Annotated in this window: 13 protein-coding genes; 8 read left to right on the top strand and 5 right to left on the bottom strand. The window is 66.8% G+C overall.

Features of this window, described 5'->3' with window-relative positions; translation table 11 throughout:
* Window positions 1–89 precede the first annotated feature (89 nt).
* From ACFV4K_RS15000 to ACFV4K_RS14985, 4 genes are all read left to right on the top strand, one after another.
* Complete coding sequence (locus tag ACFV4K_RS15000) at window positions 90–737, top strand: TetR family transcriptional regulator (protein WP_379275203.1); 648 nt, start codon at window positions 90–92, stop codon at window positions 735–737.
* A 260-nt stretch (window positions 738–997) separates the two neighbouring features.
* Window positions 998–4,615: a transcription-repair coupling factor gene (mfd, locus tag ACFV4K_RS14995; RefSeq protein ID WP_379275202.1), complete on the top strand. Its 3,618-nt coding sequence runs from the start codon at window positions 998–1,000 to the stop codon at window positions 4,613–4,615.
* Window positions 4,612–5,328 (top strand): MazG family protein, encoded by a 717-nt coding sequence (locus ACFV4K_RS14990; protein WP_379275201.1) that lies wholly within the window; start codon window positions 4,612–4,614, stop codon window positions 5,326–5,328. The genes mfd and ACFV4K_RS14990 overlap by 4 nt, the downstream gene beginning before the upstream one ends.
* A 118-nt stretch (window positions 5,329–5,446) precedes the next feature.
* Window positions 5,447–6,457, top strand: a complete 1,011-nt coding sequence (locus tag ACFV4K_RS14985; RefSeq protein ID WP_379275200.1) for a hypothetical protein — start codon at window positions 5,447–5,449, stop codon at window positions 6,455–6,457.
* 332 nt (window positions 6,458–6,789) lie between these two features.
* On the opposite strand, the gene ACFV4K_RS14980 is transcribed toward ACFV4K_RS14985, so the two are convergent.
* The 3 genes from ACFV4K_RS14980 to ACFV4K_RS14970 are packed head-to-tail and all read right to left on the bottom strand — an operon-like array spanning window position 6,790 to window position 8,163.
* Window positions 6,790–7,086 (bottom strand): MTH1187 family thiamine-binding protein, encoded by a 297-nt coding sequence (locus tag ACFV4K_RS14980; protein ID WP_379275199.1) that lies wholly within the window; start codon window positions 7,084–7,086, stop codon window positions 6,790–6,792.
* The gene (locus ACFV4K_RS14975) at window positions 7,083–7,658 is read right to left on the bottom strand and encodes a TerD family protein (protein ID WP_379275198.1); all 576 of its coding nucleotides are present in this window, start codon (window positions 7,656–7,658) and stop codon (window positions 7,083–7,085) included. Before ACFV4K_RS14975 ends, ACFV4K_RS14980 begins: the two co-directional genes overlap by 4 nt.
* A 16-nt stretch (window positions 7,659–7,674) precedes the next feature.
* Complete coding sequence (locus ACFV4K_RS14970; RefSeq protein ID WP_379275196.1) at window positions 7,675–8,163, bottom strand: hypothetical protein; 489 nt, start codon at window positions 8,161–8,163, stop codon at window positions 7,675–7,677.
* A 440-nt stretch (window positions 8,164–8,603) separates the two neighbouring features.
* Between ACFV4K_RS14970 and ACFV4K_RS14965 the strand changes: the two genes are divergently transcribed.
* On the top strand, window positions 8,604–10,058 hold the full coding sequence (locus ACFV4K_RS14965) for a stealth family protein (protein ID WP_379275206.1): 1,455 nt from the start codon (window positions 8,604–8,606) through the stop codon (window positions 10,056–10,058).
* 9 nt (window positions 10,059–10,067) lie between these two features.
* On the opposite strand, the gene ACFV4K_RS14960 is transcribed toward ACFV4K_RS14965, so the two are convergent.
* The gene (locus ACFV4K_RS14960) at window positions 10,068–10,235 is read right to left on the bottom strand and encodes a hypothetical protein (RefSeq protein ID WP_379275194.1); all 168 of its coding nucleotides are present in this window, start codon (window positions 10,233–10,235) and stop codon (window positions 10,068–10,070) included.
* A gap of 405 nt (window positions 10,236–10,640) precedes the next feature.
* Between ACFV4K_RS14960 and ACFV4K_RS14955 the strand changes: the two genes are divergently transcribed.
* Complete coding sequence (locus ACFV4K_RS14955; RefSeq protein WP_379275192.1) at window positions 10,641–11,894, top strand: FAD-dependent monooxygenase; 1,254 nt, start codon at window positions 10,641–10,643, stop codon at window positions 11,892–11,894.
* 295 nt (window positions 11,895–12,189) lie between these two features.
* Here the strand turns inward: ACFV4K_RS14955 and ACFV4K_RS14950 are convergent, their stop codons facing one another.
* Window positions 12,190–12,423, bottom strand: coding sequence for a hypothetical protein (locus tag ACFV4K_RS14950; protein ID WP_379275190.1), 234 nt, complete (start codon window positions 12,421–12,423; stop codon window positions 12,190–12,192).
* Window positions 12,424–12,974: 551 nt separating this feature from the next.
* On the opposite strand from ACFV4K_RS14950, the gene ACFV4K_RS14945 reads away from it, so the two are divergent.
* Both ACFV4K_RS14945 and ACFV4K_RS14940 read left to right on the top strand, forming a co-directional pair.
* Entirely contained in the window at window positions 12,975–13,841 is an 867-nt protein-coding gene (locus tag ACFV4K_RS14945; RefSeq protein WP_379275188.1) for a helix-turn-helix domain-containing protein, read from the top strand.
* A 12-nt stretch (window positions 13,842–13,853) separates the two neighbouring features.
* Complete coding sequence (locus ACFV4K_RS14940; RefSeq protein WP_379275187.1) at window positions 13,854–14,186, top strand: DUF397 domain-containing protein; 333 nt, start codon at window positions 13,854–13,856, stop codon at window positions 14,184–14,186.
* Window positions 14,187–14,235: the final 49 nt, after the last annotated feature.

Genomic DNA, 14,235 nt, shown 5'->3' with positions numbered 1-14,235 from the left:
TCCTTCGAGTGCTGTTCGAACTGTGATGTCGGTCAACTTCGGGATGGCGGTCTACTTCAGGATGGCTGGTTTGATGACGGGCGGATCTGATGGCTAGGCAAGCGCGTGCGGAGATCACTCGCGATTCCGTGCTCGCGGGCGCTGCCGATGTCTTTCTCCGACTGGGCTACGCGAACGCGTCCCTGTCCGAGATCATCGCGCAGTCGAATGTGACCAAGGGCGCCTTGTACTTTCACTTCGGCTCCAAGGAAGAACTGGCGCGCGCGGTCGTCGATCAGGGCAACGAGCGACTGATCAGCGCATGCCAGGGTTTCTTCGATCCGCGAGTGCCCGCGCTGGAGGCGTGCATCGGGATCACCTACGTGGTCGCCGATCTCACCATGAACGACCCGATGGTCGGCGCGATGCTCAAACTCACCCACCAGATCGGCGACTACCGCGGCGCGACAGGTGACAACATCGCCAAGACCTGGGGCGAGACGCACCGTTTGCTCGCCGAACGCGCGATCGCCCAGGGCGACCTCGAGCCCGACCTCGACCCCGACACCATCGGCATGCTCCTACAGGAGATGACCACCGGCGTCCATATCGTCGCGGTCAGCACCGACTCCATCGACCAGATGGCCACCCGCATGGAACGCGCCTGGTACTTCCTCCTGCCGAGCATCGTCCCTCAGGAGAAGGTCGCCTACTTCCGCGAGTTCGCCGCCCGCCGCCTCCGGCGCTACGTGCAGTGACATTTGCCCTCCGCTTCGCTCCGGGCAAGCCGCAGGGTGGAGAGAGGCGGTCGCGGCCCTCGTAACCCCGGCCTTCCCTCCTCCGCTCCTCCGCTTCGCTCCCCCGCTCCAAGGCGGAGGTCTATCAAGCCGCAGTCCAGGCCGGGGCGGGCCGCGAACCGGTGGGCGGTGTGTGGCTGGGCGCATCGTGGGTTGTCAGCGCGCGCCACTAGACTCGGTTGGCCGTCTGAAACGCTGATTCTGCGCCGAGGAGTCTTCCCATGACCACCGACCGTCCGCCCCTGTCGGGACTTGCTGCGGTGGCGGGTGCCGACGCCGCGTTGACGCAGGTCGCGAGCCTGATCGGGCGCGCGGAGGCCAGGCTGGTCGCGCCGTCGGCGGTGCGGCCGTTCGTGGCCTCGACCATTGCCGGGCAGCGGACGCTGCTGGTGGTGACGGCCACCGGGCGCGAGGCCGATGATCTGACCGCGGAGCTGACCGAGATCCTGGGCGATTCGGTCGCGCTGTTCCCGTCCTGGGAGACGCTGCCGCACGAGCGGCTCTCGCCGGGGGCGGACACCGTGGGTCGGCGGATGCAGGTTTTGCGGCGGCTGGCGCATCCTGAGGATCCGGGGGTGACCGGGCCGCTGCGGGTGGTGGTGACCACGGTGCGCTCGCTCATGCAGCCGATGGCGGCGGGGCTGGGGGAGGTCGAGCCGATCGTGCTGCGACCCGGCGCCGAGTTCGACTTCGACGAATTGCTCACGCGGCTGGTGGAATTCGCCTACGAGCGGGTCGACATGGTCGGCAAGCGCGGCGAATTCGCGGTGCGCGGCGGCATTCTGGACCTTTTCCCGCCCACCGCGGATCATCCGGTGCGCGTGGAGTTCTGGGGTGACGAGGTCTCCGAACTGCGCGCCTTCTCGGTGCAGGACCAGCGGTCCATCCACGAGGTGCCGATCGATCTGGTGGTCGCGCCGCCGTGCCGCGAACTGCTGCTGACCGACGCCCTGCGCGAGCGGGCCGCCCAGGTGGCCGCCGACAATCCGGCCGACGCCGCGCTGGTCGAGATGCTCGAGAAGATCGCCGAGGGCATCCCGGTGGAGGGCATGGAGGCGCTGCTGCCGGTGCTGCAGCCCGGCGAACTCCAGCTGCTGGTGGACGCGCTGCCCGCAGAAACCCATGTGCTGCTGTGCGATCCGGAGAAGGTCCGCACCCGTGCCGCCGACCTGGTGCGCACCGGGCAGGAATTCCTGGAGGCGTCGTGGACGGCTGCCTCCTTCGGCGGGGCCGCGCCGCTGGGCGCGCACGGCCTGGACCTGGCCGCCTCCGGCTATCGCGGCCTGGACGTGGTGCGCACCGACGCCGACCGCCGCGGCCTGCCGTGGTGGACGCTGAGCCCGCTGGCCGCCGACGCCCCGGACGAGATCGTGCTGCCGGTGCTGGCCGCCGCCTCCGCGCGCGGTTCGGAGGAACTGGTCGCCACCATCTTCGCCTCGCTGCGCGCGCACGTCGCCACCGGCGGCCGCGCGGTCATCGTGGTGGCGGGACACGGTACGGCGCAACGCATTCTGGAACGCCTCGCCGATGCCGAGGTGCCCGCCGCGGCGCTGGAGGCCGGCGCCGAACCGGTCCGCGGACTGGTCGGCGTGCTGTGCGGTTCGCTGCATGACGGCGTGGTGTTCGACGACGCCAAACTGGTGGTGATCGCCGAATCCGACCTCACCGGCAACCGGGTCACCGCGCCCGGTGAGGGCAAGAAGCTGCCCGCCCGCCGCCGCAACCAGGTCGATCCGCTGGCCCTGACCGCCGGCGACATGGTGGTGCACGATCAGCACGGCATCGGCCGCTTCGTGGAGATGATCGAGCGCACCATCGGCGGCGCGCGCCGCGAGTACCTGGTCATCGAATACGCGCCTGGTAAGCGCGGCCAGCCGGGCGACCGGCTGTTCGTGCCGATGGACTCCCTCGACCAGCTGTCCCGCTATGTCGGCGGCGAGATGCCGTCGCTGTCCAAGCTGGGCGGTTCGGACTGGGCCAACACCAAACGCAAGGCGCGCAAGGCGGTTCGCGAGATCGCCACCGAGCTGGTGCAGCTCTACGCCGCCCGCCAGGCCGCGCCCGGCCACGCCTTCGCCCCGGACACCCCGTGGCAGCAGGAGATGGAGGACGCGTTCGCGTTCACCGAGACCGTCGACCAGCTCTCGGCCATCGCCGAGGTGAAGTCCGATATGGAGAAGGCGGTCCCGATGGACCGCGTCATCTGCGGTGACGTCGGCTACGGCAAGACCGAGATCGCGGTGCGCGCGGCCTTCAAGGCGGTGCAGGACGGCAAGCAGGTGGCGGTGCTGGTGCCGACCACGCTGCTGGCGCAACAGCATCTGCAGACCTTCACCGAGCGGATGGCCGGATTCCCGGTGGTGGTGAAGGGCCTGTCCCGCTTCACCGACGCCGCCGAATCGCGCGAGATCCTGGAGGGCATGACCACCAAGGATGTCGACATCGTGGTGGGCACGCACCGGCTGTTGCAGACGGGCGTGCGCTGGAAGGATCTCGGCCTGGTCATCGTCGACGAGGAGCAGCGTTTCGGCGTCGAGCACAAGGAGCACATCAAGGCGCTGCGCACGCACGTCGACGTGCTGACCATGTCCGCCACGCCGATTCCGCGCACCCTGGAGATGTCGCTGGCGGGCATCCGCGAGATGTCGACCATCCTCACCCCGCCCGAGGAACGGCATCCCGTCCTCACCTATGTCGGCGCCTACAACGACAAGCAGGTGGCCGCGGCCATCCGCCGTGAGCTGCTGCGCGACGGCCAGGTGTTCTACGTGCACAACCGGGTGTCGTCGATCGACAAGGCGGCCAAGAAGATTCGCGACCTGGTGCCGGAGGCCCGGGTGGTGGTCGCGCACGGGCAGATGAACGAGGACATGCTCGAGAAGACCGTGCAGGGCTTCTGGGAGCGGGAATTCGATGTGCTGGTGTGCACCACCATCATCGAGACCGGTCTGGACATCTCCAACGCCAACACCCTGCTGGTGGAACGCGCCGATGCCCTGGGCCTTTCGCAGCTGCACCAGCTGCGCGGCCGGGTCGGCCGGTCGCGGGAACGCGGGTACGCCTACTTCCTGTACCCGCCGGAGAAGCCGCTCACCGAGACCGCCTACGACCGGCTCGCCACCATCTCGCAGAACTCGGATCTGGGCGCGGGCATGGCGGTGGCCATGAAGGACCTGGAGATTCGCGGCGCGGGCAACGTGCTGGGCGCCGAACAGTCCGGCCATGTCGCGGGCGTCGGCTTCGACCTCTATGTGCGCCTGGTCGGGGAGGCGGTGGAGGCGTATCGCGCCGCCGCCGACGGCCGGCCGATCTCGGTCGACGAGGAGGTCAAGGAGGTGCGCATCGACCTGCCCGTGGACGCGCACATCCCGCCGGACTACATCACCTCGGACCGCCTGCGCCTGGAGGCGTACCGCAAACTCGCCGCCGCTCAGGATGATTCGGGGCTCTCGGCCGTGGTCGAGGAGCTGGTGGACCGGTACGGGCCGCTACCGGTGGAGGTGGGCCGCCTGGTGTCGGTGGCCAAGCTGCGGTTGCTGGCCCGCGCCTACTCGATCGCCGAGATCGGCGTCACCGGGACCACGGTGAAGGTGTCGCCGCTGCAACTGCCGGACTCCAAGCAGCTGCGCCTCAAGCGGCTCTACCCGAACGCCACCTACCGCGCGGCCACCGGCATCGTCCAGCTGCCGTTGCCGCGGGTGGAGGACAGTGTCGGCGCGGCCCGCGTCCGCGACGTCCAGGTGCTGCAGTTCGTGGCCGATCTGCTGCTGGCCCTGGACGGAAAGGCGCCCGGCGCCGTGGATGTCCGGGTTCCGGCCGAGGTGATGGCCGACCGATGACATCGGGGGAGGGCGTCGCGGCCGATACCGCGCGCATGACCGAGGCGCTGGGTGAGGCCGTCGAGGTGATGGATCGGCTGTGGAACTTCGGCGGCTGGGAGGTGACGCAGACCCACGATTCGCTGCGCCCCTATCTGCTGGAGGAGACCTACGAGCTGCTCGACGCCATCCAGGACGAGGACGCCGAGACCATCAAGGAGGAGCTCGGCGATCTGCTGCTGCAGGTGCTGTTCCACTCCCGGATCGCCGAGGCCGCAGGCGAATTCACGGTCGCGGAGGTGGCGGCGGCGCTGGTCGCCAAGCTGGTGCACCGCAGCCCGCACCTGAGCGACGCGCTCGACGCCTTCACCGCTCCCGGCGCGTCGGTGACGGAGAAGATCGCGGCGCAGGAAAAGGCTTGGGAGGAGCGGAAATCCGCCGAGAAGGCGCGGCGCTCCTGCCTCGACGGGATCGCCATGGCGCAGCCCGCGCTGGCGCTCGCGGAGAAGGTGCGCTCGCGCGGCATCAAGGCGGGTTTACCGGAGGAGCTGATTCCGCCCGCGTTGCGGGTGGTGGAGCTCGGCGGCCCCGACAGCGCCGAAGAACGCCTGCGCAAGGCCACTCTCGACTTCGCCGCCACGGTGCGCGCCGCCGAGGACGCCGCGGAAATCGATCGAGGCATGCGCGACGCGCTGACCGCCGAGGATTGGCATCGGTACTGGCCGCACGGCTGACCCGCCGACCGGACGGACCTGGAATCATGGTGATTCCCGGCAAATTCGGCATAGCGGTGGCGATGCCGGGCGATAACGGCGGTGTTGCGCGGGGCCGGTTTCGGCTAGCGTCACAGGGGTGCATGCTTCGGGGCGCGAATCGATCACCGAGTACTACCCGCGGAGAACGGGTGCGATCGTCGCGCTGGTCTTCTTCCTGGTGATGTCCGTGCTACCGGGTTTCGTGGTGTTCAACGACGCGGAACATCCGGTCATGCGGGTCGTGGCCGGAGTGCTCATGGCGGTGTTCGGTTTCGGCGTCTACACCATGGCCGACGATCTGTTCCGCCCGCAGCCGACGCTGCTGCTCAATGATCACGGCTTCACGTATCGCGGTTTCCCGCACGTGGCGTGGAGCGAGGTGGAGCGGATCCGGCTGGGCGTCGGCCGATTACGCAAGGGCGGGCGCACCGAACTCTTCGCCGAAGTGGTGCTGCGCGATCCGGAGGAGTTCCGGCACCGGGTCCGGGCGCTCGGCGATGTGATCGCCCGCCGCCAGATCGACCGCCCGCTGTACATCGTGGCCGAACGCCTACCCGCGCCGGTGCCCGTGGTCGTGGAGGTCATGCGCGATCACTGTCCCGGCCTGGTGGTCAGAACCGTGGAGGACGCTCCCGCCGCCGCCCCCGAACCGCCCGCCGCGCCCCGCTCTGCCGATCGCGACATGGTGGAGAGCGCCCTGGTCAGCGCCCTCACCGACGAGCTACCCACCGGCTGGACCCTCGCGGTGCTGTGGTTCTCCCTGGTCGGTGACGACGGCCACGCGGGACTGCAACTGGAGCTGTCCGGCACCCCCGTCCCCGAGGTCCCCGAGTCCGGCGTCCCCTCCGAGGAGCTACAACCCTCCGAGGAAGTGCTCATGCTGCTCAACCGCCTGAAGGAAGTCTGCTACGACCAGATGACCGGCACCTGGCTCAGCGGCCAGGTCCTGCTCCGCGCCGACTCCACCAAGGCGCAATTCACCTTGTCCTTCAAGGAAATTCCCGACTGGCTCCCCATTCCCGAGCCCGACGAATGCCGCCGCGAACTCGCCACCTACCCGCGGGCCGGCGACGAGATCCCCGCCTGGCTCCGCCAGCGCATCTCCTGACCGCCGTGACAGCCAGCTGGTCGGGTTGTATGGCTGCTCGAGTGTGATCGGCGTGTTCACGACGTCCACTACGTTTGCCGGATAGGTTGGTCCCGCGGTGTAGAAGCGCGCCCGAGTGCGTCCTACGGGCTCGAGTACCCCCAGCGTGACCAGGTCGCGCAGATCCCGTTGCGCCTGTTGCACACTCAGTCCCTCGGCCCGCTCGTAGCGGGTGCGGCGGACCCTGCCGGACATGGCGATGTCATGGAGGGCGCTGACCACCCTTTCGTCGAGGCGGAGCCCTGACGCATACTTTGACGGAATCATTACGTCAAAGACTCCCCTGTGATCCGTCAGTCCTCGGACAGGTAGCGCTCGACCGCTTCGACCTTCGTCGTTATCGCGCCGGTCACGCCCGGGCGGATGTCGGCCTTGAGGACGAGGCTGCAGCGCGGGGCGACCGCGATGATGGCGTCGGTGGCCTGCTTCACCACCGCCATGACCTCGTCCCATTCACCTTCGATGGTGGTGAACATCGAGTTGGTCTCATTGGGCAGGCCACTCGCGCGAACGATGCGGACGGCCTCGGCGACGGCGCGGCCCACGTCCGCGCCGACGCCCATGGGTGTCACCGAGAAGGCGACGATCATACGTTCACGCCGTAGTCGCGGGCGATCCCCGCCAGGCCGGAGGCGTAGCCCTGGCCGATGGCGCGGAACTTCCATTCGGCACCGTGGCGGTAGAGCTCGCCGAAGACCATGGCGGTTTCGGTGGAGGCGTCCTCGGTGAGGTCGAAGCGGGCCAGCTCGGCGCTGGTGACCGCGTCGATGACGCGGATGTAGGCGTTGCGGACCTGGCCGAAGGACTGGCGGCGGACATCGGCCTCGTGGATGGAGACGGGGAAGAAGATGTTGGTGATGGTCGGCGGCATGGCGGCCAGGTCGACATTGATCACCTCGTCGTCACCGTCGCCCGCGCCGGTGAGGTTGTCACCGGTGTGCTCGATGGTGCCCTCGGGAGAGCGCAGGTTGTTGTAGAAGATGAAATGCGCGTCCGACAGCACCCGCTGATTGGAGCCGCACGCCATGGCGCTGGCGTCGAGGTCATAGTCGGCGCCGGTGGTGGTGCGCACATCCCAGCCCAGCGCCACCGCGACCTTGGTCAGATTCGGGGCCTGTTTGGACAGCGAGACATTTCCGCCCTTGGCCAAGCTGACAGACACACGATCTCCTTCGATCTCAGTTGCGGTCGGCCGCCATTGCTTTGAGCGTGGCGACCCGATTCTCCAGATAGCGTAGTTCGGTGGCGTCGAGGACGGTGCGCTGAATTCCCGAGACCACCGCGAAGGCCGACTGGCGGTGGTCGTCGATCACGTCGACGGTCAATTCCACCGCCACGTAATCGTCCGCGCCGGGCAGCGGATCCGCGATCACCTTGCCGGTGCCGCGGGCGCACAACGCCACATCGCCGCCGCTCAGGATGAGCAGCGCCAGCTCCGGCCGCTCCCGCAGCCGGGCCAGCGAGCCGCGATCCGACTTGAGGCTGAGCAGGATTCGCCGGTCGCCGGCGCGCACCGGCCAGGAGACGGGAATGGCGTGCGGGGCGGGATCGGTGGTCACCAGGACCGCGATGGTGTCGAGCGGCCAATCGGGTAGAACGTCCAGTTCGGGGTGGTCGAGTTGCGTGTCCGTCGAGGGCTCCTGACGTTCCCGGGCGTCGGCTACCATCTGTGTCCCCTCACCATCTGGGTTCGCACAGCGGGCTGGACTGTGCTGCCCGCAAGTGTATGCCGTTGCCGCGCTGGCCCGCTGGCCTCCGCAAGTGGACCCAGGCGTGCCAGATACGGGTGTTTCGTCCGTTACGACTGTGAAAACACCTCAGGACCTGCGGGGAAACGGATTGACGAGAAGCGATAACGGTTGCATCATTCGTTACAGTCCCTCGACCCAGCGGGGTCACGCGAGTAGCCGGCCGATGACCGCCCGGTGAAGATCGCCTGTGGAAACACACCCGAAGCACCCGTTCGCTCCGTTCTTCTGACTGCACAACAGATTTCACGGCGTGTGCCGACCCGGGCGTGTCCCGGGCCAGTATGCGGCGTGCCGGCGTGACGCCGCGAAGACGTGAGGTGAACAGTACGAAGAGAGCGGAGACGGCGATGGCGGACATGGGTGCGGGGCAGCAGCCGGAGATGGTGGAGATGGTGGGCAGCGCGACGGTCGCGAATCTGGTGGTTTCCCAACCGGTGATCGACGACCTGCGCTACCTGCGCGCCGAACTGGCCGCCGCGGACGTCCCCTACCTGCTGGTTCGCGATGCCGACCACAGGCTGGTGCTGGCCGTGGACAGCGGCCACAGAGCCGCATTGAGACGCGTACTGGGGGCGGCCATGGTCGCCGGATTCTCGTGCAATGAGAAGCCGCACAATGTCTTCCGGCTCGGCCGCGATCTGGATCCGGCGCATCACGTGGAACTGGAACTGTGGGAGTACCACGGCGACACCGTGGAATGCCCGCGCCCGAATGCGCTGACCCGCATGGTCTTCGACCTCGCCGACGTGGAGCCCACGACCGTGCTGCTCTATGACGCCAGCTGGCCCACCCTGGCGGGGATGTTCACGCCCAACCCCGCCGACGTCGGCTTCGACATCGACATCGTCTTCTCCTGGGTGGACGGTTCCGACCCCGAATTCCGGGCCCGCCGTGCGGGAATGCTGGCGCAGGTGGTGGTCGGTGAGGGCGACGAGGCCGACGCCCGCATCCGCCAGATCGACGAACTGCGCTACGCGCTGCGCTCGGTCCGCAAGAACGCGCCGTGGATCCGCCGCATCTTCATCGCCACCGATTCCCGCGTCCCCGACTGGCTGGGCGATGATCCGCAGGTCACCATCGTCCGCGCGGTGGACCACTTCTCGGATATCAGCGGCCTGCCGATCTTCAATTCCCATGCGGTGGAATGCCAATTGCAGCATATCGACGGTTTGTCGGAGCATTTCCTCTATTCCAACGACGATATGTTCTTCGCACGCCCGGTGCGCCCATCCATGTTCTTCACCCCCGCGGGCATCAGCCGCTACATCGAGGCGGGCACCCGCATCGGCCCGGGCGCGAACAACGAACGGCGCAGCGGTTTCGAGAACGCGGCCCGCGTCAACCGCGCCCTGCTGTCCCAGCGTTTCGGGAACGTCATCACCCGCCACTTGGAACACACCCCGGTTCCCTTGCGCCGCAGCGTGCTGCTGGAAATGGAGCAGGTCTTCGCCGAGGACTTCGCCCGGACCCGCGCCAGCCGCTTCCGCGCCGCCACCGATATCTCGGTCACCAATTCCCTCTACCACTACTACGCCCTGCTCACCGGCCGTGCGGTCCCCCAGGAAGCGGCGAAGATGCGCTATGTCGACACCACCAGCCACACCGGCCTGGCCCTCCTCGACAGCCTGGCAAAACGCCGCAACGTCGACTTCTTCTGCCTCAACGACGGCAGCTTCCCCGAGGTCCCGGAAACCGAACGCGTCCGCGCGGTCTCGGAATTCCTGGAAACCTACTTCCCGGACCCGGCCCCCTGGGAGAAGCCGGACGCCATTGCGGGAACCATGAAGGCATTCGAATCCGGTGCGGCCTGACCCTCGTCGCTACACCGCGACCACTTCTGAAGTCCGGCGAAAGCGCGTAGAATTCCAGCCGGTCGGGACAGCATTTTGGAGCCTTATCATGACCGAGAGAAAGAGTTCACGCACCAGGTTCGCCAGATTGGCCGCCGCCGCCGGTATTGCCGCGATTGCCGCGATTCCGATCGCCACGGCCGCAGCGAAAGCGCCTACCGCGCAAGCAACAACGCCCACGTCGGAAACCCAACTAGTCGACAACCCGGGTCGGGGTGACGGTCCTGGTGGGGGAAACGGCCACGGTTGGGGAGGGGGAAACGGCCACGGTTGGGGTTGGGGAAACGGCCAGGGTTGGGGTTGGGGAAACGGCCAGGGTTGGGGTTGGGGAAATGGCCAGGGTTGGGGTGACGGTCCTGGTTGGGGAAACGGACCGGGTTGGGGAGGGGGAAACGGCTGGTGGAATCTGCCCGGTTTGGGTGGCTGGGGTAGCTTCTAGCATCGGTGGCTGAGCCCGGGCGACACTCAGCGTGCCGGGCTCAGTTGATCGAGGATGACCCGTGTGAAGCCAGGTTCGACCAACGGGCTGGAGCTCATGACGAGATGAAGATCGTGTGTGTCGGTGGCGGGCCGGCCGGGTTGTATTTCGCCATTTCGATGAAGCGGCGCGACCCGGCCCATGACATCACGGTGATCGAACGCGATCCTCCCGGGGCCACTTATGGCTGGGGCGTCGTGTATTGGGATGACTTGCTTGACATTCTGTATCGGAATGATCCCGACAGCGCTCGGGCGGTGCGTGCTGGGTCGGTCCTGTGGCGTGGACAGGCTATCCATGTGCGCGACGACCAGACCGCGCATTTCGGGGGCTACGGGTTCAGTATGGGGCGCGCGGCATTGCTCGACGTGCTTTCGCGGCGGGCGAGCGATCTGGGCGTCGATGTCCAGCACGGGCGAGAGGTCCACGATCTGTCCGGCTTCGACGACATGGATCTCATCGTCGCCTGCGACGGCGCGAACAGCCGGGTACGGCAGTTGGGTGATCAGCGTTTCGGCTCGTCCGTCACGCTCGGCGAGAATCGATATATCTGGCTCGGCACGGACAAGGTCTTCACCCGATTCACCTTCGCCTTCGAACACACCTCGGCCGGTTGGATCTGGTTCCATGCCTACCCGTCGGTTGCCGGGAAGATCAGTACCTGCATCGTCGAGTGCCAACCACGGACTTGGCGTGGACTGGGATTCGATTCCTTGGACAACCTGGAGAATCTGCGTGTTCTGGAGAACATATTCACGCGCGCTCTCGGCGGTCACTCGTTGATCAGCAAATCGCGAGGCGAGTTCGCGAGGTGGAGCCGCTTTCCCGAGGTGACCAACAAGACCTGGTATCACGACAACGTGGTGCTGCTCGGCGATGCGGCGCACACGACGCACTTCACCATCGGCTCGGGCACCCGGCTGGCGATCGTCGACGCTGTCGTGCTCGCACAGACCCTGTACGAGCACGACGACGTCGCTGACGCGCTGGCGGACTACGATGCGCAGCGGCGCGTTGCGCTGCGCCCGATACAGGCCGCCGCCCGCACCAGCATGGCCTGGTTCGAACACGCCGACCGGTATCTAGATCGCGGCGCCGTGCAGTTCGCCTATGCGATGTCGGTTCGGCACGGGCTGCAAATGCCGTGGCGGTATCAGCTACACCTGCTCACACAGGTGCCTGCCGTCCGCAAGGTCCGAAGTGCCATCGACTCCGGACAGCGGTGGCGACGGGCGGTCCGACGGGGGGAACTCGCGGTGGCACTGCCATTGCCACGATACCCACGCGCACCGATCCCGACCGATCGGTCGATGTTCTGACCCCCGTACCGGCCTCGTGCCGAATGCCCGAGGGAGCGCCCGAATCGGCGTCGGCAGAACGATTTTCACCAGCGACCGGTCACGGCGCGGATCTGTCGGCACCGTCGGACACAACTGTGCTTCCCGGCCCCGGCCCCCTGGGAGATGCCGGAAACCACCGCGGCCGCCATGACGGCGTTCGAATCAGGCGCGGTCTGCGTGGGGACCGAGTCGCTCCGGATCCTTGGTCGCCAGTCGATTCCACCCGCACTCACGTTGCGACACGCTGACTTCCGCGCACCGGGTTCGTCCGGCGTCATGGTCTGCGGGCGGACTTCGTCACCCCGGAGAGGCGATTGAGCTTTTCGAAGTAGCGTGCGGCGTCGTGGCTTCCGGGTGTCAGATGGGTGGGGGAGAAGCACTCGCCATTGCAGAGGGTGACCCGGCCGGTCGAGGAGACGGCGGTGATGACGCAGTCCGCATCGTCGCGGCCGGTCATCCGGAACCGCACCGGCGCAGCGACCTTCACCCAGTCGGGCAGCCAGATCATGATCGCGGCCCCTCCCGGTCGTCGCACTGTGCGCATTCGTCCTGCGCGCACTGCTCACTACAGGAGCGTGGCGGGGCCTCGTTCACGCTGTCGGTCCGAACCCGCCGGGGCGGATCGGACGGGGCGATATAGGGATTGGTCATCATCGGCTCCGAATCACGAGCAGGAATTGGGGAGGGGCGGCGTTCACCACGCGCGATGCCGACCGCGGACGCGGTGGCGGTTCCGTAGTGGGACGCAGGGAAAGCCCCCGGTGACCAGCGTCGAGTCACTCGGTGCGGCGGGGCTCGCATCGGCGAACCCCCATCGCGTGCAGCCCAGCAGTGACGCGCCGGTGACTGTAATCAGAAGTAAAAACCAAATGTCCCAAATCATTACGCCAGCTCCTCGCTGAATACGCTTGCAGATCATGGGTTTAAATAGATGGCGGCCCTCGCCGCTATACACAGAGAATACGTCGGTTTAGTCAACCGCACAACGAAGCGTGTGCTTGGCTCGTGCATCCTCGGCTACGGTGATGGCAGCTCCTTGCAGGGAAGGATCTATGTCCGATGGCACCGGTATCTCCGACGATCGCTCGCTGGGAACTGATGCTGCGCATCGGCTCTCGTGCCGAAGAACGCGGCGAGAAGGCCCACACACTCGCACGCGCTATCGACGTGAGCCCGCAGTACTGGTCGAAGCTCGTGAAGGGCCGCGGCGTGCTGACCGAGCAGAAGTTGTCGGCGCTGGTGAAGCTGCTCGAGTTCGATCCCGACGAACAGGACGAACTCCTCGCGCTGCGTGAGGATGCGAAGGGCAGCCTGCCGTTCGCGGAGTTCAGTGCTCTGTTTACCGACCCGTTGCTGCGGTACTGCGGGCTCGAAAGCGGTGCGAGCGCGATGCGCAGCTTCGAAAACGCGGTGGTTTCGGGGCTGCTGCAAACCGAGGACTACATGCGCGCGCTGATGAAATCGAGTGGCACGACTTACCGGCCGACGGAGGCTGAGCAGCGCTTGCGCGCACGTCTACATCGGCAACGCCGACTCGAAGGTCCGAATGCGATGCGTCTGTCGGTTGTCATGGGACAAGCTTCCTTGATGTATCAGGTCGGTAGCCCTGCCATCCAACGAGATCAGTTGCATCACTTGAGCGTCCTCGCGGATCGGCACCCGGACACGCTGAGCATCCGGGTCATACCGTTCGAAGCCGGTACGTCGCTTGCCTCGTTGAACGCCTCCACCTTTCATCTGCTCTCGTTCGATTCGCCCTGGCTCCCGGTCCTCGGCTGGATGGAGAACGGGCCGCTGGGTGAGATTGTCGAGGACGGGAGAAGAGTCGACGCGCTGGAGTATCTTTTCGAGCAGGAGGAGCGCATCGCGCTCAGCCAAGGGGAGTCTCTGGAGCTGATCGATAAGATCGCAAGAAAGATCGGATAGGAGACCAGCCCGATGTGGGGCTTTCGGAAATCCACCTTCAGCGGCGGCGACCACACCTGCGTGGAGATCGCCCACGGCGTCGACCGTGTCCTCATTCGCGACAGCAAGTACACCGGCCCGAGCCCCGATCAGCCGACGCTCGCGATTACTCCAGGCATCTGGCCCGCCTTCCTGGATCTGGTGTTGAGCGGCGGGTCCGGCCGAATCGGAGATCAGCTGATCATCAACGTCTTCGCCGACGGCAGCGCGACTCTCAGCGAAACCTACGGCACCATGCTCGAGTTCAACACTGCCGAGTGGGATGCCTTCACCAAGGGCGTCGCTAACGGCGAATTCACCCGCTGAGCAGCGTCTTCCGCTTGCGATCCCCTGCAACACGACCGGTCGGTCAGTT

This window comes from Nocardia sp. NPDC059764, assembly GCF_042732555.1.
Lineage (GTDB): Bacteria > Actinomycetota > Actinomycetes > Mycobacteriales > Mycobacteriaceae > Nocardia.
This window is presented reverse-complemented; position numbering and strand designations above follow the sequence as displayed.